The organism is Burkholderia sp. Ax-1719, from assembly GCF_011753055.1.
Classification (GTDB): domain Bacteria; phylum Pseudomonadota; class Gammaproteobacteria; order Burkholderiales; family Burkholderiaceae; genus Paraburkholderia.
This window is the reverse complement of sequence record NZ_VWWJ01000007.1, coordinates 126,385-151,475: the sequence shown is the minus strand read 5'-3', so window position 1 is coordinate 151,475 and position 25,091 is coordinate 126,385. Positions and strand designations below refer to the sequence as shown.

Annotated in this window: 19 protein-coding genes; 15 read left to right on the top strand and 4 right to left on the bottom strand. The window is 65.8% G+C overall.

Annotated elements, in window-relative coordinates; translation table 11 throughout:
• Window positions 1-2 precede the first annotated feature (2 nt).
• Window positions 3-1,088, bottom strand: coding sequence for a porin (locus F3J17_RS15695; RefSeq protein ID WP_167060108.1), 1,086 nt, complete (start codon window positions 1,086-1,088; stop codon window positions 3-5).
• A 333-nt stretch (window positions 1,089-1,421) separates the two neighbouring features.
• Between F3J17_RS15695 and F3J17_RS15690 the strand changes: the two genes are divergently transcribed.
• From F3J17_RS15690 to F3J17_RS15680, 3 genes are all read left to right on the top strand, one after another.
• Window positions 1,422-2,663, top strand: coding sequence for an AAA family ATPase (locus F3J17_RS15690; RefSeq protein ID WP_167060105.1), 1,242 nt, complete (start codon window positions 1,422-1,424; stop codon window positions 2,661-2,663).
• A 12-nt stretch (window positions 2,664-2,675) separates the two neighbouring features.
• Complete coding sequence (locus F3J17_RS15685; RefSeq protein ID WP_167060103.1) at window positions 2,676-4,469, top strand: cobalamin biosynthesis protein CobT; 1,794 nt, start codon at window positions 2,676-2,678, stop codon at window positions 4,467-4,469.
• A gap of 150 nt (window positions 4,470-4,619) precedes the next feature.
• Window positions 4,620-5,807, top strand: coding sequence for a J domain-containing protein (locus F3J17_RS15680; RefSeq protein ID WP_167060101.1), 1,188 nt, complete (start codon window positions 4,620-4,622; stop codon window positions 5,805-5,807).
• 28 nt (window positions 5,808-5,835) lie between these two features.
• On the opposite strand, the gene F3J17_RS15675 is transcribed toward F3J17_RS15680, so the two are convergent.
• The 3 genes from F3J17_RS15675 to F3J17_RS15665 form a co-directional block, all read right to left on the bottom strand.
• Complete coding sequence (locus F3J17_RS15675) at window positions 5,836-7,431, bottom strand: inorganic phosphate transporter (protein WP_167060098.1); 1,596 nt, start codon at window positions 7,429-7,431, stop codon at window positions 5,836-5,838.
• Window positions 7,432-7,734: 303 nt separating this feature from the next.
• A complete protein-coding gene (locus tag F3J17_RS15670; RefSeq protein ID WP_167060096.1) occupies window positions 7,735-8,913 on the bottom strand; it encodes a porin in 1,179 nt (392 codons plus the stop codon).
• A gap of 171 nt (window positions 8,914-9,084) precedes the next feature.
• On the bottom strand, window positions 9,085-11,007 hold the full coding sequence (locus tag F3J17_RS15665; RefSeq protein ID WP_167060491.1) for a sugar phosphate isomerase/epimerase and 4-hydroxyphenylpyruvate domain-containing protein: 1,923 nt from the start codon (window positions 11,005-11,007) through the stop codon (window positions 9,085-9,087).
• Between the two features lie 332 nt (window positions 11,008-11,339).
• On the opposite strand from F3J17_RS15665, the gene aroQ reads away from it, so the two are divergent.
• The 12 genes from aroQ (at window position 11,340) to F3J17_RS15605 (ending at window position 25,075) form a co-directional block, all read left to right on the top strand.
• On the top strand, window positions 11,340-11,813 hold the full coding sequence (gene aroQ / locus F3J17_RS15660; protein WP_167060093.1) for a type II 3-dehydroquinate dehydratase: 474 nt from the start codon (window positions 11,340-11,342) through the stop codon (window positions 11,811-11,813).
• Complete coding sequence (locus F3J17_RS15655) at window positions 11,810-12,700, top strand: shikimate dehydrogenase (RefSeq protein ID WP_167060091.1); 891 nt, start codon at window positions 11,810-11,812, stop codon at window positions 12,698-12,700. Before aroQ ends, F3J17_RS15655 begins: the two co-directional genes overlap by 4 nt.
• Before the next feature lie 61 nt (window positions 12,701-12,761).
• The gene (locus F3J17_RS15650; protein WP_167060089.1) at window positions 12,762-14,132 is read left to right on the top strand and encodes an MFS transporter; all 1,371 of its coding nucleotides are present in this window, start codon (window positions 12,762-12,764) and stop codon (window positions 14,130-14,132) included.
• Between the two features lie 122 nt (window positions 14,133-14,254).
• Entirely contained in the window at window positions 14,255-14,929 is a 675-nt protein-coding gene (locus tag F3J17_RS15645; RefSeq protein ID WP_167060087.1) for a TetR/AcrR family transcriptional regulator, read from the top strand.
• Between the two features lie 273 nt (window positions 14,930-15,202).
• Window positions 15,203-16,876, top strand: a complete 1,674-nt coding sequence (locus tag F3J17_RS15640; RefSeq protein WP_167060084.1) for a methyl-accepting chemotaxis protein — start codon at window positions 15,203-15,205, stop codon at window positions 16,874-16,876.
• A 55-nt stretch (window positions 16,877-16,931) separates the two neighbouring features.
• Entirely contained in the window at window positions 16,932-17,462 is a 531-nt protein-coding gene (locus F3J17_RS15635) for a chemotaxis protein CheW (protein WP_167060082.1), read from the top strand.
• Window positions 17,459-18,868 (top strand): CheR family methyltransferase, encoded by a 1,410-nt coding sequence (locus F3J17_RS15630; RefSeq protein WP_167060080.1) that lies wholly within the window; start codon window positions 17,459-17,461, stop codon window positions 18,866-18,868. Before F3J17_RS15635 ends, F3J17_RS15630 begins: the two co-directional genes overlap by 4 nt.
• Window positions 18,861-19,556, top strand: coding sequence for a chemotaxis protein CheW (locus F3J17_RS15625; RefSeq protein WP_167060077.1), 696 nt, complete (start codon window positions 18,861-18,863; stop codon window positions 19,554-19,556). The genes F3J17_RS15630 and F3J17_RS15625 overlap by 8 nt, the downstream gene beginning before the upstream one ends.
• Complete coding sequence (locus F3J17_RS15620; protein ID WP_345891205.1) at window positions 19,553-21,925, top strand: hybrid sensor histidine kinase/response regulator; 2,373 nt, start codon at window positions 19,553-19,555, stop codon at window positions 21,923-21,925. The genes F3J17_RS15625 and F3J17_RS15620 overlap by 4 nt, the downstream gene beginning before the upstream one ends.
• Window positions 21,925-22,944, top strand: a complete 1,020-nt coding sequence (locus F3J17_RS15615; protein WP_167060073.1) for a chemotaxis response regulator protein-glutamate methylesterase — start codon at window positions 21,925-21,927, stop codon at window positions 22,942-22,944. The genes F3J17_RS15620 and F3J17_RS15615 overlap by 1 nt, the downstream gene beginning before the upstream one ends.
• Window positions 22,945-23,166: 222 nt before the next feature.
• Entirely contained in the window at window positions 23,167-24,144 is a 978-nt protein-coding gene (locus F3J17_RS15610; protein WP_240161009.1) for a diguanylate cyclase, read from the top strand.
• A 103-nt stretch (window positions 24,145-24,247) separates the two neighbouring features.
• A complete protein-coding gene (locus F3J17_RS15605; protein WP_167060067.1) occupies window positions 24,248-25,075 on the top strand; it encodes a transcriptional regulator in 828 nt (275 codons plus the stop codon).
• Window positions 25,076-25,091 lie beyond the last annotated feature (16 nt).

The following is a 25,091-nucleotide window of genomic DNA, read 5'->3' as shown; positions in this document are numbered from 1 at the left end:
CATCAGAACAGGTTGCGCAGACCGATCGCAACGCCGGTCTGGTTGTTGCGACCCGGATAGTCGATCGTGTAAGCGCCGGTGCCGCGCGTGAAGTCGACCGTGCCGTAGACTTCGGTGCGCTTGGAGATCGAGTACTCGGCAAGCAGCGTGGCCGAGTAGTTGATACCGTTGCCCAGCGAACCATTGCCCAGCGACGCGTTGCGTGCGTGGCCGTAGTAACCGGCCAGCGTGATCGCCAGCGGCGCGGTGGCCTGCCACGTGGTGCCCACGTAGAAGTTGTCGTCGATACGGTTCGGGCTCACAGCGCTCGTCGGCAGCGAACCGGTTTGCAGTTCGGCCTGGTCAACCGTGCCCGAGTTGTCCTGCGAGTGCAGCCAGCCTGCCAGCAGGCGAACCGCCGGCGTGACCGAGTAGACGAGGCCGACGTTGGCGAGGTTGAACTTCTTGCCAGCGACGTCGTTCTGCTGCCAGCCAACCAGCGCCGCGACCGGGCCGAACGTGTACGAAGCAGTCAGGCCGTACATGCTGTTTTCGCCGGTGCTGCCTGCCACGCCGCCGAAGCCATACATCGCTTCAAGATGCAGGCCGCCAATCGTGTTCGTGTACTTGGCCGAGCTGTTCGTGAACAGGAACGGGCCGACCGGGTTGTACGCCCAGCTGTCCTGCCAGTAGTCGGCGACGGTCAGCGGATCGAAGGTGTTGCCCATTTCGTCAAAGAACGGCGTTTGCTGGCGACCGAACGTCAGCGTGCCGTATTGCTGGCTCGAAAGACCCACGTAGGCGTTACGCTGGAAGAGCGTGTTCGACGTGTTGGAGAGCTTGCCGTTCCAGAGGTTGAACTGGTTTTCCAGCTTGAAGACCGCGGCGAGGCCGCCGCCCAGATCTTCGCTGCCCTTCAAGCCCCAGCGGCTCGGGGTCACGGCGCCTTCGCGCATTTCGACGAGGCCGTCGTTCGCTGCGTTGGCGTTGGTTTGATAGCGGATCGCCGTATCGACGAGGCCGTACAGCGTGACGGAGCTTTGCGCAAATGCGGACTGTGCCGAGAGGGCGAGCAGTGCTGCGCCGATTGCTGCTGTGGTCTTCTTCATGTCATCCCCGTTTTTAATTGATCCAGCGGGGCAGGGGTGCGGCGCTGGCATTAGTCTTCGAACCGGTATCGTGGACGGTGTCCCGTGCACGAAAGTGGCGATAATATTTCGAACCATTAAAACTTCCGAAATAAAATTAATTCAGTGTCGCACGGGCACAACATGGACTGGCGTAGCGCGCAATTGCCCGCTATCCGGGCGTTCGCGAGGTTTGGGATGCCTGGCACCGTCGCTCGCTCAATAATCGCAAGCGCGTAATATGAATGGCCAAAAACGGGGTTTTCCCTAATTCTTTTCTTTCACGCGCTTTCCGCTTCTAAAGTTGATTTGCCGATGAATACCCAGGCTCTCGCAGTTCCAGACGACGGACCTGAAGGTCTTTATTCGCGCGGCGCGGGGGCGGCGCGCGAATGGTGGCGCGTGTCGCTTTCCGAGCGCGCGCATATGTTCCGCATCGAGCATGGCCACGGCGAGACTGGGAACGGGGGCGTGGATATCGACACAGTGGTCGATCTCGACAATCTCGAAGCGAAACTGCTCAAGTGGCGTCGCGAGGGCTTTGTTTCCGATACCGGCCGCGAGGACGAGGCGCGTGCGGTGGAAGCGGGCAGCCGTTTTGCCGTGGAGCTTCAGCGTGCGGTCGACATGCAGCGCAAGGCGCGCGACGCGGTCCGTCACGAAGGCGTGCCCATCGGCAACGTCGACATGCCGCGTGCGCACGAAGGCACACCATCGGCGCTCGTGCCACGCATCAACCCCGCTTACCTCTTCACCGCACGCAGCGACGACATCGCGCTCGATATTGTCGAGAACCGTCGCGTGATGCTGATCGGCCATACCGGCTCAGGCAAGACCAGTTTCATCGAGCAGGTAGCCGCTCGCACAGGGCACGGCGTGTTGCGGGCGAACATGAACGGGCAGACCACCATCGGCGATTTCGTGGGTTTCTGGACTGTGAAGGGTGGCGAGACGGTCTGGGTGGACGGTGTGCTGCCAGTGTCGATGCGCGAGGGCTATTGGCTCATTATCGACGAACTCGATTTTGCGGAGCCTTCGATTCTGGCCGTGCTGACCGCTGTGCTGGAGCCCAATGGCCGCTTGCTGCTCAAGGAGCGCGGCAATGAAATCGTCGAGCCGCATCCATCGTTTCGGCTGTTCGCCACCGCGAACGCAGCGGGGGCGATGAGCGCCTGGCGGCATCTGTACCAAGGGGCGAATCTGCTCAACGAGGCCTTTCTCGACCGCTGGCGCGTGTATCTGTTCGACTATCTTTCTGAAGAAGAGGAGGCCGAAGTATTGCTGCGCACATTGCCGCTGCTCACACCGGCGATTGCGCATACGCTCGCCGCCATCGCCGCCGATTGTCGCGCCGCATTCGCCCGTGAAGATCTGGCGAGCGCGTTCTCCACGCGCCGTTTGATCGACTGGGCCGAACTGATGCTGCGCACGGGCGATGTCGAGCGTGCGGCCGGGCCTGCAATCTACGCGAAAGTGAGTGCGGAGGATGCGGCGCTGATACGCAGCATCATTCGCCATCACGTGATTTTCGATGCCGCGTCCGGCGTGGCCGGGTGACGTAACCGGTTTATGGACAGCGCCCGGATCGACGATCTTGAAGTGCGTTTGGGCAAGCTCGCACGCGTGCTGACTGGCGAGCCGCGTGTGACGGTTTCGATTGGCGCGGGAGGGCCGCGTATTGAGCATGAGCGCTTTGTTCTGCCATCGCGCGTCCTCGAAATTGAAAAGGACGACGAATCAATCGAGGATGTCGAGCGCGAGGAGGTCTTGCTTACCGGCTATCTTGATCTCCTCGCCGCACGCTGGCGGCACAGCGATGCGCATCGGCTCGATACGGCGCAGGCGGGCGTAACTGGGCGCATTGCGCAGATAATCGAAGACAGGCGCGTTTTGTCGGGTCTCGCTGCAGAATTTCCGGGCGCGCGACGCTATATGGCGTGCTGGCGCGCGCAACTCGCGCACGACGCGGCGCACCGATGGCAAACGCTCACGTGGACAGATCGTCTGGTTTGGGCCATCGACCGCGCGCTGTGGGGCGAGCCGTCCGACGTCAAAGAGCGCGATGCAACGTCACTGGCGGCTGCGCTGCGCGTGCTCGACGATGCTCAAGGGCCGCTCGCCGCAGCGCGAGCGAGCGATTCGACTCGCGCGAGTGTTCTGGCGGCGCGGGCCATCGTCGCGGGCGTGCGCTCGCTGGCCTCGGGCGGCGCGAACAACATGATGCAGACCGCGCGCCCAATCGAAGAACTCGACGATGAAGCGCTTGCCCGCGAACTCGACGATTTCGGCGCACACGACGATATGGATTTCGCGCTGACGTTGGATGGCAGGCAAAGCGCCGAAGCCGCGCGCGAACCGGGTACACAGGCGCTCGAAGCGGCCGCTGACGCACAGACTTCCGCACCCGGCGCCGCGCTTTCCGAGGCCGATGCCACTGCGCCGCGTGCGGCCAATACTGCCGTCGCTTCGATGAAACCGGAGCGCTCGATTCCCCTAACCACTGCCTTCGATACCGTTACCGATCTTACCGGCAGCGGCGACGCCACCGCCTGGCGCAAGCTGCGCACGCTCGCGCGCGCGGAAACCGGCGCGCTCAAGACGCATCTCGAACGCGTGCTCAAGGCCGACGAACTCACGCACTGGAAGCGCGAGCAGGAGCGCGGCGAGATCGACCGCACCGCGCTGGCCCGGCTGGCGGTTTCGCGCGGCTATCGCACGCCGTTTCGCGTGAGCACGCACGCGAGCGGGCGCGACGCCGCTGTCACATTGCTGCTCGATCTGAGCGGTTCGATGGCGGGGCGCAAGATCGAACTCGCGCGCCTGTGCGCGGCCGCGCTGGCCGATGCGCTCATGCAGCTGGATTTCGAGGCTGAAGTGCTCGGTTATAGCTCGGTGGAATCGCTGCCGATGCGCGCATATTACGAGCGCGAGCGGGCGGCAGGCGTCGATCTGCGCGGCTATAACCGCTTCGTTGAAAAGCTCGATCTGCGCGTTTTCAAGCGCTTTGACGCACGCGACGCAAGCGGTCTCGCGGCGATCGAATGCGGTCATGAGAATCCCGATGGCGAAGCGCTCACATGGGCCGCGGGGCGACTGGCCGCGCGAAAGGCGCGGCGACGCCTGCTATTCGTGCTTTCGGACGGTTGCCCGTCCACTAGCGACGGCGATCCCGCCGTCCTGCGCCGTGATCTGCACACGCGCGTGGCCGAGGTGAGCGCGCAGGGCATCGAACTCGTTGGCATCGGCATTCAGGATGATTCTGTCGAGGCGTTCTATCCGCACGCCGTGGTCGTGCGCAAGCTCCACGAATTGCCGACTGTTGCGTTCGCGACACTCAGCCGGATGCTCGCGCGGCGGCTTTGAAGGCACGTGCCTTGCGTGCAGCGCATGCGTGATATACCTTTTGGGACAATATCGTTGCGCTGCCGTTGTGCGCCCAGTTGTGCGTCCATCTGTGCCGAGTGCAGTGATTCGACTGAACAAAGCCATCGGAAACCATTCAATACTTAGGTCATGCCCGCTACCGACCCAAGGAACCACGAAGACTACGACCGCCTGTATTACCGGCTCGATCTCGAGCCCGGCGCCAGTGCGGCCGACATCAAGCACAACTATCGACAACTCGCGCAGATTCTCCATCCCGACAAGTGGCGGCATCCCACGGCCGCGTCGCTGCATTGGGCCGACGAGCAGTTCAAGCGCATCAAGGAAGCGCGTGAGGTGCTGGAAGCGTATTGGGCCGTGCATCACGAAGCGCCCGCAAGCGGCACGGCGCTCGGCGATGCGCAACTTTTGCGCGTGCGCGAGCAGATGCGCGAACTGGACGTGCGTCGCGAGCGCCTGCATGGGGAACTGGACGGACTGCAGCGCGACAGACTGCGTGCGCTGGCCGAAATCGCGCGCATGCAGACCGAGCGCGAGCGCTTGATCGGCGAGATCGTGCGTCTGCGCGACGACGTGGCAAGCGAGCGCGCCGCCCACGCCGCCTGGCGCGAAAACGAGCAGGCCGCTTTGGAGGCCGAGAATCTGGCTGCCGTCGAAGAAGCCGCCGAAACGCCGGCCGATCACGATCTCGCGCCCATCGCGCGCCATCCCATCCGTAACTTCTTCTTTGCGCGCTTCGATGATCCATCGCGCGGCTGGCTCATGACGCTCAGCGGCGCAGTGGTGGTGTTGATCGTGCTGTTCGTGGCGGCGCATCGGCTCGTCTTCAGTGTGTTCGACGCGACGGGCACGTGGCGCTGGCTTGCGGTGTTGCTGCAAGCCGCGTTGATTGTCGTGGGCGCTGTGCTGGCGGGCGGCTTTGCGTGGTCGCAGCGCACCCTGCATCGTGCGGATCGCGCGGGCCGCGTGCATGGTGTGCCGCTGCCCGCGCGCGAGACCTGGCAACGCGTCGGCGCTGCGCTGCGTGGCACCGGGCGTCATGGCGCACGCTGGCAGATCGAGACGGGCGCGCTCTCACCCGACGATTCGAGTTTCGCGCTACAGGCCGTGTTGCGCTATTCCACCAAACCGCATGGCGAAAGCGATGCGCATCAAACCGTGACGTTCCGCTGTCGCGCGCAAGCCGCCGGCGCGGGCGCAACGCGTATCGCGTGGGACTTCGGCGTGCAGGCGCCGACATGGTGGCTCGTGCCCGCCGCCGGCGTCGTGCGCGATCTGCGCAGACGTGTCGAAGCGGAAATCGCGGGGCGCATTTGAGCGCCACCGCGCCGGCTTCATCGATTGATCAGAAGACCTGACGAAATATCCAGTACAGCGCCGCAGAGAGCGCAATCGAAGCGGGCAACGTCAGTACCCAGGCCAGCACGAGATTGCGCACCGTCGACCATTGCAGCCCGGAGCCATTGGCGGCCATCGTGCCGGCTACGCCCGAGGCGAGCACATGCGTCGTCGAAACGGGCAGGCCGTAGACGTCCGCCATGCCGATCGTGAGCATCGCCACGGCTTCGGCGGACGCGCCCTGTCCATAGGTCAAATGCTGCTTGCCGATCTTCTCGCCCACGGTCACGACGATGCGTTTCCAGCCCACCATCGTCCCCAGACCCAGCGCAATGGCGACCGCGACCTTCACCCACGTCGGTATGAATTTGGTGGCGTGATCCATCTGCTTGCGGAAGTCGTCGAGCGTGGCGGCGTCCGCGGCTGAAAATGCGGGCGTTTTCGCTTTTTCCATCAGGCGGATGGCTTCGGAGGCGACGTACATATTGTTGCGTACATTGTCGACGATGGTTTGCGGCACTTGGGCCATCGATCCGGACAAACTCACCTGATCCGCAACGGTATCGGTCAACGCGCGCAAGGCGGGCAGCGTAGCCGGTTGCAGGCGATGCGTGCGCACATAGGCTTCCACTTCGGCGCGCGGATCGGCGGGCGGCGCGATCGACGGGGCGGCGGGCATGTAGTGCACGAGGGTGATCGACGCCGCGCGCGCGGCGGCTACGAAGGCTTCCGTTTCGCTCGGCGTCACCGCCTTGTTGAGCGCGTAAGCGGTGGGCACCACGCCGATCAGGATCAGCATGATGAGGCCCATGCCTTTCTGCCCATCGTTGGAACCGTGGGCGAACGACACGCCCGTGCAGGTGCCGATCAGGAGCGCGCGAATCCAGAACGGCGGCGGTTTGTTCGGCTCGGGCTGCTGATAGAGACTGGGTTTGCGCACGACGAACTTCAGTACCAGCAGCAAGACAGCGGACAGCACGAAGCCCACGATCGGCGAGAACAGCAGCGCCTTGCCGACGCCCGCCGCTTGCGCCCAATCGACGCCCGAGGTGCCCGACGGCCCGCGGATCCACTGGTTCATGATGCCCACGCCGATGATCGAGCCCACCAGCGTATGCGAACTCGACGAAGGCAGACCGAGATACCAGGTGCCCAGATTCCAGATGATGGCCGCGATCAGCAGCGCGAACACCATCGCGAAGCCCGCGCTGCTGCCCACCTGCAGGATCAGTTCGACGGGCAGCAGTTGCAGGATGCCGAACGCCACTGCGCCGCTCGACACCAGCACGCCGAGGAAATTCCACATGCCCGACCACACGACGGCCAGATGCGGTTCGAGCGAATTCGTGTAGATGACGGTGGCGACCGCATTGGCGGTGTCGTGAAAGCCGTTCACGAACTCGAAGCCAAGCGCGATCATCAGCGCAACGCCAAGCAGCACGAAGGGCAACGCCGAGCTTTCCTGCACCGCGCGCAGATCGACGAACAGATGATCGATAACGTAGATCGCGCCGATTGCGATGACGAGGAAGAACAGCGTGATGGCGAGACCGCGGCGGCGAGGATGAACCGCGCCTAAGGGGGATATGGGGATGTCCGGCATGGATGTGCGCTATGGGTTGGGCTCGTGAGCCTCGCGCGCTGCGCCGGAAAAGATCACACCGGGCGATGTCGTTTGCATACTTCGCGACATCGTCGGTATGGTGCGTGTAAAGAGGCGGGGCGCGTTGGGCGCGCCGCAATGGCGGCGGCCCTTTCGAGACGCAACAGTGTCGCACAACGCGCGGCGCCGTTGCACCAGCATGGCAACGATGCGCCGGGTCAAGTCACCGCGGATGCGCCGCGGCCCGCGCCCCATGCGGCTGCCGCGGCTTTTGCGTCAGATTGACACGTGATGCCGGGCGAATCAGAACAGGAGCGCGATACCCGCCATGCCGACGAACTGCGAATGCGTGCTCGACGGCGTGCTGTTCTGCGAATCGCCCACCGCCGGGCTCGCATTGACGATATCGCCCGCGCCGTTCGCGCCCAGCGTCTGGCCGCTCGCGTGCTGATAGCCCTGCAGGGCATAGAGCGAGGTGCGCTTGGAGAGGTGATACGTCTCCTTGAGCGAGACCTGCTCGTAGCGCGCGGCGCTGGTGATGCCGTTGGCTTTCGATGCCAGCGTGTAGGCAAAGCCGCCGCCCACGTCGAAGGCCGGTGCGAAGCGGTAGGTCGCGAGCGCCGCCCACGTATTGAACACGGCGGTATTGGCAAACACCGACTTGCCGCCCGCGAGGTATTCGACGTTCGAATACGATGCGCCCAGCATGAGGTTGCCGATCGTATAGTTGCCCGCCACAGCCACATGCTGCACCGCACGCGCCGACACATAGCCGGTGTTCAGCGACGATTTGCCGAAGCTCGCCGTCGACGAGGTGTCGAAGCCGCTCGTGAGCGCGGCGTTGTCCATGCGCAGGATCGCGGCCGCGAGCGCGAGCGGACCATTGTTGTAGCGCAGCGCCGCGCTCCAGGTCTGTCCCTTGCCGGTGCTGCCCGCGATGCCGCCGAACGCGTACATGGCGCTGGCCTGCAAGCCGTACCAGATCGGCGAGGTATAGATCGCCGAGTTGTTGATGCGGATCGTGGTGTCCAGACCGTCGATATCGCCGGGGTGCGCGCCGGTTGCGCCGGTGAGCCAGTTACTGCCCGTGAGCGGGCCGACGAACTGGTAATACGGCGTGTACTGACGGCCGAGCGTGACCTGGCCCGCCTGGTCGTTCTTCAGACCTACATATGCCTGACGGTTGAAGATCAGGCCGCTCGACTGCAGCGCGCCGCTATTGGGATCGAAACCGTTCTGCAGATCGAAGATCGCGTAGGTGCCGCCGCCGAGATCTTCCTTACCTTGCAGGCCGAATTTCGAGGCATAAACGTTACCTTGGCGCAGGTAGACGTTCGAGTGACCGTTCTGGTTGTTGACGTAGGTGATTGCATCATCGACCGCGCCATAGAGCGTCACGCTGCTCTGGGCGAATGCCGGGCTAGCGATCAGCGCGGCGCCCGCCGCTACGAAAATGCCGGGGCCGAAGCCAGTCTTCTTCATCGTTGTGCGTCTCCATGTAAAAGGCAGGATTGCTTATTGTTTTGAATCGATCCGCACGAATTTTCTCGGCTTCGTGCGGGGTGGGCCGCCTGCGCGGCACCGGGTCTCAGGTTCTTGTAATGATGTTGGCGGCGGCCTTCTTATGCGTGAAGGCTCGCCATTGAAGCGTGTTTATTTGGCTTGCTCACTGGCCTGATTCTGAGCGGCTTTGGCACGCTGGCGCGCTTGCGCTGCGAGCCGCACAGCGGCGTTGGGCGCGCCGTAGCCATCGTAGCCACCGCGTCGTTCGACCAGTTCGATAAAGAAGCGCTGGTCGAGCGTTTCGGTGTAAGCGTGCAGGAATTCGCCGCCTTTTTCGTCGCGATCGTAGAGCAGGTTGTGCTGGCGCAGTGCGTCGAGGAAATCGGCGGGCATGGCGAAGCGCGCTTCGAGGTCGTCGTAGTAATTCGCGGGCACGCGCAGCAGTGGTACGCCCGCCGCTTCGAATTCCGTCACCGCGCGGAAGATGTCGCCGGTACTGAACGCGACGTGATTGAGGCCCGTGCCGTGATACGCGCGCACGGTTTCCGCTGCGGCCGTGTGCTGGTCGACCGAGGCATTGAGCACCACGCGCAGGCCGCGATCGGCGCTGAAAAGGGCGCGGCTGCGCACGAGGCCGTAAGGATCCGGAACCAGCACAGCGGCGCTGGCCTGCAACCCGAACACCGATTTCAGGAACAGCACCCACGAATCGAACGATCCGGCGGGCAGCGAAAGGCTCACGTGATCGATGCCCGTGATGGGGCCAACTTCGGTCGGACCATCCACATCGGTGAGGACGAAGTCGGCTTCGAAGAGGGTCGGCTTACCCGGTTCCTCGTTAACGAAGTAGTTAAGACTGCCGTCCGGTGCCTGGACCGCCGGCACCACGCGTTCGTTTGGACCCACGCGGCCCGAGAACGGTTGGTAGCCGAAGCCCGCTGCGCGTTCGAGCGCAAGGCGCGCATCGTCCACACGCAGCGCGGAGGCGCACAGCGACAGACCATGACGCTGGAAAAAGGCATCGGCGAACGAATCGGGCTCGGCGTTCAGCACGATGGCAGCCGAGCCGTGCTGATAGAGCGTCACATCCTTCGAGCGATGCTGTCCCGCGCGGCGGAAATGCAGCTTGCCGAGCAGATCGGCCACGCGTTCGCGTGCGGCGGCATCGACCGCGAATTCGAGGAATTGCCACTGCGTATGCGCGGGCGGGGCGGGCGGCGTGTAGAGCGTGGCGTCGACCTGCTCGCCGTTTTTCGCCAGCTCTTCGTGCGTCAGCGCTTCGAGCAACACGAGCGAGCGATGGCCGTCCGCTGCCGTTGCCGCCGTGGGTGCGCCGCGGAAACCATCGTTGAAGATTTCGAGCGAAAGCGGCCCTTTGTAGCCACTTTTGACCACCTGCGCCGTGAAATCGGCAAGCGCGAAGTCGCCCTGACCCGGGAAGCAGCGGTAATGGCGGCTCCATTCGAGCACGTCCATCTGCATTTTCGGCGCGTCGGCGATCTGCACGAAGCCGATGCGGTCGCCCGGAATCGACGCAATCGCATCGGGCGTATCGTCGAGCGACAAGGTATGGAAGCTGTCGAGCGCAAGCGTGAGATTCGGCGAATTCACTGCGTCCACCAGCTTCCAGGCGTGACGATAGGTGCTGACGTTGCGACCCCAGGCCAGCGCCTCGTAACAGGTCACCACGCCAGCTTCGGCGGCAGCTTTCGCAAGCTCGCCAAGCTGATCGATGGCGAGCGCATCGTCGTTGATCGCATCGGGCGCGACGCTGCTGCATACCAGCAGGCGATCGGTGCCCAATTCGTGCATCACGTCGAACTTGCGCTTGACGCGTTCGACGTTGCGCGCGAGGCGCTCGGCGCTCACGCCCTCGAAATCGCGAAACGGCTGATAGAGCACGATGGCGAGGCCATGATCGGCGGCCATGCGGCGCACATCGGCGGGCGAGCCTTCGAAATAGAGCAGATCGTTTTCAAAGATCTCGACGCCCGTGAAGCCGGCCGCGCTGATCGCGGCAAGCTTTTCCGCGAGCGTGCCGCTGATCGAGACGGTCGCGATCGAGCGGCACAGAGGGGAAAGAGCGGAGGCAGCAGGGGCTTGGGGCGTCTGGATCATGGCGTGGCAGCTTTTGTGGCGATACAGCGGTGGCAATACAGCGGCAATAACGTTAAGCATAGAACCCGCGATCCGGTCCGGGGACGGCCCGCGCCGCAGGAGTGTCGCAAGAATAGCCAAACTAACTAGTTAGTACAAATTCTGGGAAACCCCAGGGTGACCGGCAGGCGTGTGCGCGGCACACTGGCGGCCATGCGTCGGGTGTGCCGATCGGCCGCATGCATGAAGTCATGCAGCACGATCGAGCGCAAAGACCGCGCCTTCGAGACGTCGTAGTGGAGCGTGTAATGCAATTGCCGTCGGTACTGGTCCTCAACGGGCCGAATCTGAATCTGCTGGGAACGCGGGAACCCGCGATATATGGGGCTGAAACGCTCGACGATGTGGCGAACCGCTGCCGCGAGGCGGGCGAACGCCTCAATCTTTCGATCGACTTTCGTCAGTCGAACGCCGAGCATCAGCTGATCGACTGGCTGCACGAAACGCGCACGCAAATCGACGGCATCGTCATCAATCCTGCTGCTTACACGCATACATCGGTCGCACTGGCGGATGCGCTTTCGGCCGTCGCCAAACCGGTGATCGAGGTGCATATTTCCAACGTGCATCAGCGCGAGGCGTTCCGGCACCACTCGTTTGTTTCGGCGGTGGCTTCGGGAATCATCGTGGGCTGCGGCACGCAAGGGTATGTGCTGGCGCTCGAACGCATGGCAACGCTGCTCGCGGCACAAGCCGCATCGGCAAAGAAGGGGGCGCAATGAGCGAACAGAACAATCCGCTGAAGCCGCGCTCGTTCCTGTGCGGGCTGATCGGCAAGGGCATCGGCGGTTCGCTCACGCCTGCGATGCATGAGAAAGAAGGCCGCGAACTGGGCTACAACTATGTGTATCGCCGTCTCGATCTCGATCCGCTTGGCCTCACGATCGACAATCTGCCGGAACTGCTGCTCGCGGCGCAGCGCGCGGGCTTCGACGGCCTGAACATCACGTATCCGTGCAAGCAGGCGGTGATTCCGCTGCTGGACGAACTCTCCGACGACGCGCGCGCACTGGGCGCGGTGAACACGGTGCTGTTCCGCGACGGCAAGCGTATTGGCCATAACACCGACTGGTCGGGTTTTGCGACCGCGTTCAGGCGCGGCTTGCCGGACGTCTCGCTCGAAGCGGTCGTGCAGCTGGGCGCGGGTGGCGCGGGCGCGGCGGTCGCGCACGCAGCCTTGCAGATGGGCGCACGCCTGCTCACGCTGTTCGATGTCGATGCGGATCGCGCCGCGACGCTGGCGGCAGAATTGCAGGCGCGTTTCCCGTCGGCGCGCGTGAATGCGGGCACGAGCGCCACGCTCGAAACGACGCTCGCCAGCGCCACTGGCCTGATTCACTGCACGCCTACAGGCATGGCCAAGCTGCCCGGCCTGCCGCTGCCCGCCGAGTATCTGCACGCGGGTTTGTGGGTCGCAGACATCGTCTATTTCCCGATCCGCACAGCGCTGCTCGAAGCCGCCGAGGCGCGCGGCTGCCGCACGCTCAGCGGCGGCGGCATGGCGGTGTACCAGGCAGTGGACGCATTCCGGCTGTTCACTGGCATGGAGCCCGATGCGGAACGCATGTACGCGCATCTGCAAGCCATGCTGGCGCAAGACGCTGGCTAAAACAGCAACAACACAAAGACCACAACGAGCCTTCCAAGGGCACTAGGATCAGGAGACAGAAATGGCACCACCCGTATCCACGGGGCGCGACGCGCCTGGCGTCGCTGCCGCACCCGCACAGGGCGCGCTGCGCCGCACGAAAGCGCGCTACCGCATCCTGGGTTTGCTTGCGGTCGGCACGATGATCAATTACCTGGACCGCACGGTGCTCGGCATCGCCGCGCCGCAGCTGACCAAGGAACTGGGCATCAATGCCGCGCTGATGGGGCTGGTGTTCTCGGCGTTTTCGTGGAGCTATGTGGTCGCGCAGATCCCGGGCGGCGTGTTTCTCGACCGCTTCGGCAGCAAGGTCACCTATTTTCTTTCGATGACGCTCTGGTCGCTCTGCACGCTGGTGCAGGGTTTCATCGGCAGCGTGGGGGCGCTGTTCGCCTGCCGTCTGGGGCTGGGCGCGGCTGAATCGCCGTGCTTTCCGACCAATAGCCGCGTGGTGGCGACCTGGTTTCCGCAGCATGAACGCGCCTTCGCCACCGGCACTTATACGGTGGGCGAGTACATCGGCCTGGCGTTCTTCAGCCCGTTCCTGTTCGCGCTGATGGGCGCGTATGGCTGGCGCTCGCTGTTTTACGTGGTGGGTGGCGTGGGCATCGCGTTTGGCTTCATCTGGTGGGCGTTCTATCGCGAACCGCACGATCACCCGGCGGCCAACCGCGCGGAACTCGACTATATTGAGGCAGGCGGCGGCCTGGCGAAGCATGAGCGCAAGGTCGAAGCGGCGCAGCAGGAAGGCGCGCAAGGCAAGGCGAAGGGCGGCTTCGACTGGCGCATGGCCGGCAAGCTGCTGCGCAAGCGCCAGCTCGCGGGCATCTGTCTTGGCCAGTTCGCCGGCAACTCGACGCTCGTGTTCTTCCTCACGTGGTTCCCGACTTATCTGGCCACCGAGCGTCACATGGCGTGGCTCAAGATCGGCTTCTTCGCGATCATGCCGTTCATTGCCGCGTCGATTGGCGTGATGTTCGGCGGCACGTTCTCGGACTGGATGCTGCGCCGTGGCGTGTCGGCCAACGTGGCCCGCAAGCTGCCGATCATCGCCGGTCTGCTGCTGGCGTCGAGCATCATCCTGGCCAACTTCGTCGAAAGCAATGTGGCCGTGATCGTGATTCTTTCGGTGGCCTTCTTCGCCCAGGGCATGGCCGCGCTGGGCTGGACGCTGGTGTCGGATATCGCGCCGGCCGGGATGCTGGGTCTCACGGGCGGCATCTTCAACCTGGCCGCCAACCTCGCGGGCATCATCACGCCGCTGGTGGTGGGCATGATCGTGGGCGCAACGGGTTCGTTCGTCTGGGCGCTGGCCTTCATCGGTACGATCGCGCTGATCGGCGCGGCGTCTTATATCTTCATCGTGGGCGACATCAAGCGCATCGAGCTTTGATTCGAACCTGACGCATGGGCGGGCTGCCCCGGACGAGCGGCCCGCCCAGCCTGGTAAGGCCCGGCAAGGGCCATGCTAGAATCAGCCGCATCCCTTCCTTACTCGCGGTCCACACAATAATTATGGCAAGACCGGCGGCTTCGGCCGAACGTAACGACGCTCAATCCGAAAGCCGGCGCAAGTACGATCCCGAGCAGACCAAACGCAATATCCTCGACGTGGCGACCGCCGAGTTTTCGGCGATGGGCCTCGCAGGCGCGCGCGTCGACGCGATCGCCGAGCGCACCAACACCACCAAGCGCATGCTGTATTACTACTTCGGCAGCAAGGAAGGGCTGTACGAAGCGGTGCTCGACAAGGTCTACGGCGACATCCGCGCGCTGGAGCAGGACCTGCATATCGACGAACTCGGTCCGGACGAAGGGCTGCAACGTCTTGTCGAATTCACCTTCGACTATCACGACCGCCATCGCGACTTCGTGCGCCTCGTGACCATCGAGAACATCCACGGCGCGAAATACATCGAGCGCCTCAAGACGTTCCGCACCCGCAACGCCAGCGTGATCCGCACCATCGAAGATCTGCTTGCGCGCGGCGTGAGCGCCGGTGTGTTCCGCGAAGACATCGATCCCATCGACCTGCATTTGCTGATCAGCTCGATGTGTTTCCATCGCGTGGGCAACCGCCACACCTTCGGCGCGGCGTTCGGGCGCGATCCCTCGCATCCGCGTCTGCGTGCGCGTCATCGCGAGATGGTGGTGGACGCCGTGACGCGCTTCGTGCGCAAGTCGGCCTGACGGATTTGTCCCGAAAATCCCCGTCAAGATTGAGACGATAAGGGCAGAGCGCCGCCGCGCCGGGTTATCGGCACGCGGCGCGGCAACCACATCCCCGACTTCCCTCATCCCATAAAAGTGCGCAAACGCATTACACTACGGCCCGGAAGCCCGCATGCGCGGGCCTTGCCCGCGCCGTGCGCCCGCCCGCAATCCTTTCGCCGAGTTTGTACGGTCTGAATTCGTTGCGCGCGCCCGGCGCCGGTTCACGCCAACCGGATAAGCCCACGCGTAATGAGCACAGCCATGCCCCGTACCGGTTCAGCCGGACTGCCCCGTCAGACCCAGGGTCGCTACACACTCGGTACGCGCATCGTCCTTAGCTTCGGCCTGCTGTTCGTGCTGATGCTGGCGACGGCCGCGATCTCGTGGGAGCGCCTGCGCGCCATCGACGACGAAGCCTTGAGCCTCACGCACGATTCCGTGCCGGGCCTGTTCTACGCGACTTCGGTGCGCGCCGCCGCGAACCAGACCTATACGCTGGTCGAGCGCGCCGCCTTCGTCGAGCCGGACGCCGCCGGCATTGAGCGCGTGCTCGGACAACTCCCCGCCGCGTTGAGCCAGGTGGAGCAGAACGCCTCTCACTACGAGGCGTCGGTCTACCGCGCCGATGACCGCGCGCGCTATCAACACTTTCGCGATGCTTACGCCCGTTTCCTGCCGCAGCTGATGACGGTGGTGCACGACCTGCCGGCCAAACGCAGCGAAGCGCAAGCCGCCTTCGTGCAACTGGACGCGGTCTGGCGCGAGGTGGTTGCCTCCGCCAACACGCTCGTCGAGGAAAACCGCAAGCAGGCCGACGTTTCCGCCGAAACCATCCGCACTTCGGTCACGGGCACGGAAATCACGCTGGCGAGCGCGCTCGGCATCGTGCTGCTGGCGGCTCTGGCGACCGGCTACACGCTGCATCGCGCGATCACGCGGCCGATGGCGCGCCTCGTCGAAGTGCACGACGCCATGCGCATGGGCAATCTGGCGCAGCGTCTCGAACTGGGCCGCCGCGACGAATTCGGCGTGCTGGAAGACGGCTTCAACCGCATGAGCGACGAACTCGCGAGTCTGGTGGCCCAGGCGCAGAAGTCCTCGCTGCAGGTGACGACCTCGGTGGCCGAAGTGGCCGCCACGTCGAAGGAACAGCAGGCCACGGCCAGCGAAACGGCCGCCACCACCACCGAAATCGGCGCAACCTCGCGTGAGATTTTCGCGACCGCGCGCGATCTGGTGCGCACCATGGGCGAAGTGGCGACGGTGGCCGAACAATCGGCGGGACTGGCTTCGACCAGCCAGAGCGGCCTCACGCATATGGAAGACACCATGCGCAGTGTGATGGAAGCGGCGGGTTCGGTGAACGCCAAGCTCGCGATCCTCAACGAGAAGGCCGTCAGCATCAACCAGGTCGTGGCGACCATCACCAAGGTGGCCGATCAGACCAATCTGCTCTCGCTGAACGCCGCCATCGAAGCGGAAAAGGCTGGCGAGTATGGTCGCGGCTTTGCCGTGGTGGCGACCGAAATCCGCCGCCTTGCGGATCAGACCGCCGTGGCGACCTTCGATATCGAGCAGACCGTCAAGGAAATCCAGTCGGCGGTGTCGGCGGGCGTGATGGGCATGGACAAATTCGCCGAGGAAGTGCGGCGCGGCATGCACGACGTCCAGGCGGTGGGCGCGCAGCTTTCGCAGATCATCGGCGCGGTGCAGACGCTCGCGCCGCGCTTCCAGGTGGTCAACGACGGCATGCAGGCCCAGGCCACCAGCGCCGAGCAGATCACCCAGGCGCTCACGCAGCTGTCCGAGGCCGCGCAGCAGACGGCGGAGTCGCTGCGCCAGTCGTCGCAGGCCATCGACAATCTGACGCTCGTGGCCAACGAACTGCGCACGGGCGTTTCGCGTTTCCGGATCGAAGCGTGACGTCGGGCCGATCGTTGGACCGATCGAGTCCGGCTTGTCCCTGAACGGAGCGGCGATGCTTTTTCTCGTCTTCGAGCTGGACGGCGAACGCTACGCGCTCGATGCGCGCGAAATCGTGCGCGTGCTGCCCTTGCAGCCGGTGCGCGCGTTCGCGGGCACGCCGCCGTTCATCGCGGGCGTGATCGATCATGACGGCGCGCCAGTGCCGGTGGTCGATATGGCGCAACTTGCGCTTGGCCGCCCCGCGCATGCACTGATGTCCACGCGCCTCGTGCTGGTGAACGACCGCGCCGATCCCCGCACGCTGAAGCCGCGCCGCCTCGCATTGCTGCTCGAATGCGCGACGCGCACCCAGAGTTTCGCGCCCGGCGATTTTGCCGAAGGCGGTATCGCCACGCCCGAGGCGCGCTGGCTCGGCCCGGTCGCGCGCGACACACACGGCTTCGTGCAATGGGTGAAGGTCGATCAACTGCTCGACGCCCGCGTGCGCGCGTTGCTGTTCCCCGATCCGCCGACCTGGCAGGGCGCTGACGACGCTGCTACACAGTCCGTCACCCACGCTGCGCCGACGGAGCGCGCGCCATGAGTCTTGCGCGCTTCGCGAACTGGCTGCTGGAGGAAACCGGCATCGACGCCGAATCGCTCGGCGCGCAGGCGCTCGCACGCGCCGTCGCCGCGCGCGCTGCTGCAACAGCCGCCGAAGACACCCCGCACGCCGATGCCGCGCACGATGCCTACTGGACCGTGCTGACGACCACCGCCGCCGAACGCCAGGCGCTGATCGACACGCTCGTCGTGCCGGAAACCTGGTTTTTCCGCGAACGCGAAGCCTTCGCGGCGCTCGCGCGCGGTGGCATGGAACGGCTCGTGACGCATCCCGGCGAAGTGCTGCGGGTGTTGAGCGCGCCGTGCTCGACGGGTGAGGAGCCGTACTCGGCGGCGATGGCGTTGATGGACGCGGGGTTCACGCACGAGCAGTTCGGCATCGACGCCATCGACATCAGCTCGGCTTCGATTGAGGCGGCCGCGCGCGGCGTGTATGGCCGCAATGCGTTTCGCGGCGACGCGCTGCAGTTTCGCGAGCGCTACTTCCACGCGCCGCCGCAAGGCTGGCAACTGGCCGATGCGGTGCGCCGCGCGGTGCATTTCGAGCGCGCCAATCTGTTCGAGTGGCTGGCCGCGCATCCCGTGCGCTACGACTTTATTTTCTGCCGCAACGTGCTGATTTATTTCGACCGCCAGGCCCAGGACCGTGCAATCGGTCTGCTGCGCGCGCGTCTCGCCGATGGCGGGATGATCTTTGTCGGCCCGGCGGAAACGGGTTTGATGATGCGCCATGAATTCGCCTCGGCGCAGATTCCGCTGGCGTTCGGGTTTCGCTGGACCGGCGGCGAGGGCGCGCTGGCTGCCCAGGCCGCGGATCGGCTGGCGTGGTCGGCGAATGGCGTGCGGCCTGGTCACGACGCGGCGGCGTTTGCCGCGACGACGAATCTGCCATCGCACGCATCGCCGCACGCATCGCTCAGACCGCTGCATGGTGTGCCGGCTGCGCGCGCCGCTGCGCTGCCCGTAACGACTGCCGCCAAGACGACGGTCAAGACGGCCGTGCCGCGCGCACCGATGCCGTTCGCCATGCCCGCCTCCACGGCCCCGAAAGCCACGCCAAACATCCCGACGCTTGCCGAAGCCCGCCGTCTGGCCGATGCCGGTTCGCTCGACGCCGCCGCGCACGCTGCCGCGCAGCATGCCCAGGCCGCGCCCGACGACGCCGAAGCGTGGTATCTGCTCGGTCTGATCGCCGACGCGCAGGGCGAAGCCGCGCTCGCGCTCGGCCACTATCGCAAGACGCTCTATCTGGAGCCCGGCCATTACGAGGCGCTCACGCATCTGGCCGCGTTGCTCGAAGTACAGGGCGACGCCGACGCCGCACGCCGCCTGATGCGCCGCGCCGAACGCGCGTCGCCGCGCGGCCCGGGAGACGCCAATGCGTGACGCTCACTTCTCTCAGGACGGTACGGTCGTTCACGCCGCGCCGCTCGACGACTGCTGGAACCGCATCGGCGTGCGTGGCGACAACTCGTGCGAGCGCCTCGCGCAGTACGTGCGCTGCCTCAATTGCCCCGTCTTCGAGCAGGCCGCTGCGCGCATGCTCGATCGACCGGCGCAAACCGCCGCGCCATCCACGCCCCAGACCCATGCTGAGCAAGCCAGCACCGCGCGCCGCGACGGTTCGCTGGTGTTCCGCGTGGGCGCGGAATGGCTCGCGCTCACGGCGGCCGCGCTGCGCTATGTGGGCGAAGCACGGCCGATTCACTCGCTGCCGCATCGACGCAGCCCGGCGGTGCTCGGCGTCGTGAACGTGCGCGGCGTGCTGACGCTGGCGGCCTCGCTGGCCGAACTGCTGCACATCGATGCGAGCGCGCCAGTCGCCGCGAACACCGGCGCGCGCATCGCCACGCCGCGTCTGCTCGTGACGGAATGGGACGGCGAGATGACGGCGTTCCCCGTCGACGATGTCGAAGGCGTGGCCTATTTTGGCGCCGACGAACTGCTGCCCGCGCCCGCCACGCTCGCCCACGCGGCGGGGCGTAACGTGCGCGGCGTGTTCCCGTGGCGCGGCCGCTCGGTGGGCGTGCTCGAACCCGATGCGCTGTTCGGCGCGCTGACCCGGAGCCTGTGATGAGCGACGACGAACTGAGCCGCCGCTCGCTGCTCGACCTGTTCCGCGAGGAAGCGCAGACGCAGACGCGCACGCTCGCGGCGGGCCTGCTCGCGCTGGAAGCGACACCCAGCGACGCCGCCACGCTCGAAGCCTGCATGCGCGCGACGCATTCGCTCAAGGGCGCGGCGCGCATCGTCGGGCTGCCCGAGGCCGTCGATGTGGCGAGCGCGATGGAGGATTGCTTCGTGGCCGCACAGCATGGCTTGCTGACGGTTGATGCAGGGCGCATCGACACGCTGCTGGTCGGCATCGATCTGTTGATGGCGGCGGGCGATGCGAGCGCGCCACCGCTTGCGCGCGATGTGGTGGATGGATTTGTCGAGCGGCTGGCGAAGGGCGGTTCGACTGCTGCTGCCGCGCCCGTCGCAGTCGAAGCCGCGCCGCTCGATCCGGAAGCCTTGCTCGCCGCGAGTCTCGCGAGCGTTCAGCCGCCGAAGGCAGCCGCGCCGGCTTTTGAAGAGACCAGCGAAGCTATCAGCGAGTTTGCCGAACCCGCTGTCGCAGTGACCGCTGAAGCGGCCACGCAACCCGTAGCCCAGACCACCGCCGCGCGCCGCGAACGCGACGGCGACCGCATGCTGCGCGTGCGCGCAGGCACGCTCGACCGGCTGCTGGGTCTGGCGGGCGAATCGCTGGTGGAGTCGCGCCGCATGCGTCCGTTCGCCAACGGCCTGCTGCGCGTGCGCCACGCCCAGGGCGACGTGCTCGCCGCGCTCGGCAATTTCAGCGAGCACCACGGCGATACGCTCGGCCCCGACGCACGCGCCGCGCTCGCCGCGATCCGCGATCAGTTGTCGGCGCTCGGCGGACAGCTGGCCGAACGCTTCGACGACCTCGACCGCATCGACCGGCGCGGCACCCAGCTCGCGCAACGCCTCTACGATTCGGCGCTCGAATGCCGCATGCGGCCGTTCAGCGACACGGCGCACGCCTATCCGCGCATCGTGCGCGACCTGGCGCGCTCGCTCGGCAAGCGCGTGCGCTTCGTCATCGACGGCGAGCACACCCAGGTCGATCGCGACATCCTTGAAATGCTCGACGCGCCGCTCGGCCACTTGCTGCGCAACGCGCTCGATCACGGCATCGAAGATCCCGGCACGCGTTTGCTGCTCGGCAAGCCGGAGGAAGCGACGCTCACGCTCGAAGCGCGCCACAGTGCGGGCAAGCTGCTGATCGCCGTGGCCGACGATGGCGCGGGCGTCGACATGCCCGCGCTCAAGCGCGCGATTGTTTTGCGCGGTCTCGCGCAGGCCGATGCGGTCGACACCATGTCCGAGCCCGAGTTGCTGGAGTTCCTGCTGCTGCCGGGTTTTTCGATGCGCGAGCGCGTCACCGATGTGTCCGGGCGCGGCGTGGGTCTGGACGCCGTCCAGAACTTCGCCAAGGCCGTGCGCGGCACCGTGCGCATCGAAAGCACGGCAGGACGCGGCACGCGTTTCGTGCTGCAACTGCCGCTGACGCTCTCGGTGTTGCGCAGCCTGATCGTCGATGTCGCGGGCGAGGCTTATGCGTTTCCGCTCGCGCATGTGCGGCGTGCGCTGCGCGTGCCGCGCGAGTCCATCGACATGCTCGAAGGCCAACAGCACATCATTCACGAAGGGCGGCCGATCGGGCTCGTCACGGCGCGCCAGTTGCTCGGCGCGAGCGACGCCACGGCGGCCGCCAATGCTTCGGGCGACGTGAGCGTGCTGCTCATCAGCGATGGCACGGGTCACGACGCCGCGTTCTACGGCATCGCCGTCGATGGCTTCGCGGGCGAGCGCACGCTCGCGGTGCAGCCGCTCGATGCGCGCATCGGCAAGGTGCGCAACGTGGCCGCGGCCGCCTTGCTCGAAGACGGCACCGTGACGCTGATCGTCGATGTCGAGGATATCGTCGCTTCGGTGGCGCGGCTCGTGCGCGAAGGGCAGCTTGCGGGCGTCACGCGCAGTGCGAACACCGCCGCGCGTGAACGCAAGCGCATTCTCGTTGTTGAGGATTCCTTGACCGTGCGCGAGCTGGAGCGCAAGCTGCTCGAAAAACGCGGCTATGCGGTGACGGTGGCGGTGGACGGCATGGATGGCTGGAACACGCTGCGCAATGGCCAGTTCGATCTGGTCATCACGGATGTGGACATGCCGCGCATGGACGGCATCGAACTCGTCACGATGATTCGTAACGACCCGCATCAACGCAACGTGCCCGTGATGATCGTCTCGTACAAGGACCGCGAAGACGACCGGCGGCGCGGCCTCGACGCCGGCGCCGACTACTACCTGACCAAGGGCAGCTTCCACGACGAAGCGCTGCTCGACGCCGTGAACGATTTGATCGGAGAGGCGACCTGATGAACATCGGTATCGCAAACGACATGCCCCTCGCGGTCGAGGCGCTGCGCCATGCGATTGCGGCGCGGCCCGGGCATCGCGTGCTATGGGTGGCGGCCGACGGCGAGCAGGCCGTCGACTTCTGCGCGGCCCAGCAGCCCGACGTGATCCTCATGGATCTGGTGATGCCGAAGATCGACGGCGTCGAGGCCACGCGACGCATCATGGCGCGCTCGCCGTGCCCGATCCTGATCGTCACGAGCAGCGTGGGCGCGAATGCCTGGCGCGTGTACGAGGCAATGGGCGCGGGCGCGCTCGACGCCGTCGATACACCCACGCTCGCGGGTCCGGACGCGCGCAGCACCATGGATCTGCTGCTCGCCAAGATCGACCAGATTGGCCGCGTGAACGGCGTGACCGAGGCCACGCGCGCGCCCGCCTCGCTCGCTGCGGGCAGCGGCGCGCTGGCGCCGCTGGTGGCGATCGGCGCATCGGCGGGCGGACCGACGGCGCTGGCCACCGTACTGGGCGCGCTGCCTGCCGGGCTGAATGCGGGCATCGTGATCGTGCAGCACGTCGATCAGTCGTTTGCCGTGGGAATGGCCGACTGGCTCGACGGGCAGACCGCGCTCAAGGTGCGCATCGCGCGCGAAGGCGACCGGCCGACGCCCGGCGAGGCGCTGCTGGCGGCGACCAACGATCATCTGCGCATGACAGCGAACGGCAAGCTGGCTTACACTCGCGAGCCTGCCGAGACGCCGTACCGCCCCTCCGTGGACACCTTTTTTCATAGCGTGGTCGAGAACTGGCAGGGCGAAGCGATCGGCGTGCTGCTCACGGGCATGGGACGCGACGGCGCGATCGGCCTGAAGGCGCTGCGTGCGAAGGGCTGCTATACGATCGCCCAGGACCAGGCGACCAGCGCCGTCTACGGCATGCCGAAGGCAGCCGCGGCGCTGGATGCCGCGCGCGCGATCCTGCCGCTGCCCGACATCGCGACCGAACTTGTGAGGCGACTGGGCACGCCGCGCGCCGCGTGATGCTTCACGCATAGCCGCCCCTGGCCGGAACTTCACCCGACGCGCACGCATCGATACTGGATACACCAAGCGACTGACATCATGACCGAGAAGCCGAACCATTCATCCGCGCCTGACGCTGCGCTGACCGAAGGCGGGCCCGACGAGGCCTCGCTCGAAGGCGCGCTGGAGGCCGTACGCACGGCGCTTGAGCAGCCTTTGCCCGGCGCGGCCGATGCGCCGATGATGGTGCTGCTGGTGGACGACCAGGCGATCGTCGCCGAGGCCGTGCGGCGCGCGCTGTCGAGCGAGCGCGAAATCGACTTCCACTACTGCGCGCATCCGGAGCAGGCCGTGCGCATGGCCGAGCAGGTGCGCCCGACCGTGATCCTCCAGGATCTCGTGATGCCGGGCACCGACGGCCTGACGCTGGTGCGTGCCTATCGCGCCAACGACGCCACGCGCGACGTGCCGATCATCGTGCTGTCAACCAAGGAAGAGCCCGCGATCAAGAGCGCGGCTTTTGCGGCGGGCGCCAACGATTACCTCGTCAAGCTGCCCGACAGTATCGAGCTGATCGCCCGAGTCAAATATCATTCGCGATCCTATGTAAATATGCTCCAGCGCGACGAGGCCTATCGCGCGCTGCGCCGCTCGCAACAGGAATTGCTGCGGGCCAATCTGGAACTGCGCCGCCTCACGCATTCGGACGGCTTGACGGGACTGTCGAACCGGCGCTATCTGGACGAATTCCTCGGCGCGGAATGGCGGCGCGCGCAGCGCGAGAACACCGAAGTCTCGCTGCTGATGATCGATGTCGATTACTTCAAGCCCTATAACGACACCTACGGCCACGTGGCGGGCGATAACGTGCTGCGTTCGGTGGCGACCACGATCCGCCGCGAAGTGAGCCAGCCGCGCGACCTGGTGGCGCGTTTCGGCGGCGAGGAATTCGCGGTGGTGATGCCGGGCGCGGGCAGCGCGTTCGCGCGGCTGATGGCCGAGAAAATGCGTCGCGACGTGGCAGCGCTGCAACTGCCGCACGTCGGCTCGAAGGTCAGCGAACATCTGACGATCAGCGTGGGCGTGGCGACGCTGACGCCGTCGGCCGGGCTGGCCGAAACGGCGCTGATCGAGGAAGCCGATGCCGCGCTGTATCGCGCCAAGCGCGAGGGCCGCAACCGCGTGGCGTTTTCGAACGAAGTCACGGCGCGCAGCTGAAGTACGGCCCATCATCTCGCCCTTAAAAATCTTCCTGCCTCTGCTGGAATAAGCGCGCTGGCCGCGCGTTAGCCCATCGTCCCCATTTATTCACGCGACGATCATGGTTCCGCAGGGGCCGCCCGACGAGCGGCCGGTTTCCGAGGCCGATATTCAGGCCTACACTGACGGCTCGCTGCCCAGCGAGCGGGTGGCGCGCGTGCGCCGCTATCTGGCGCGGCGGCCCGGCGAATGGCATCGGATCCTGTTCTATCGGCGGCTCAATGCGCAGATGCAGCGTTCGTTCGGCGCATCTGCGCTGACGGATGGTACGCCGGAAATGGCGTCGATGCGACCGGCTTTGTTGCCGCGTTCGCGCGCGCTGCGGCGCGGCCTGACCGCCTTCATGGCGGCGATTGCGCTAGCGGCCGCCGCGCTGGCATGGCTGGCCGTTTCCGAGCCCGGTGTTCAGGCGCTCAACAACGCGGCGGTGATGGCGCTGATGGAAGCGGGCGGTGGTAATGCGCCGGGTTCAGGCGCTTCGGACGCATTGGCCGATGCGCTTGCGCCCGGCGCCCGCGCCGCCGGGCCCGCACCCTTCGATCTGACCGCCGTGGGCCTGCGCTTCGTGGCGTCGGGCACGATCGAGCTCGGGCCGTTCGCGTGCGCCCAACGCTGGACCTATATGAACGCCGATGGCCAGCCGGTCGTGCTGCTCGCGACGCGCGCCTGGTTCGAGCGCGATGCGCCGCAGTGGAGCGCGCGCCGGGTAGGCGAATTGCGCCTGATCGGCTGGATCGGGCACGGCGAGCGCTGGGTGCTGGCGGGCAACGCGCGCACGCACGGACTGATGCGCGCCGCCGACGCCGCGACCCTGCAGATGGCGCCGCAGAACCCGACGCAAACCAGATCGCAGGCTGACACGCGCGGGGACGCGCAACCTCGGCGATGAGAGGGCACCCAAGGAT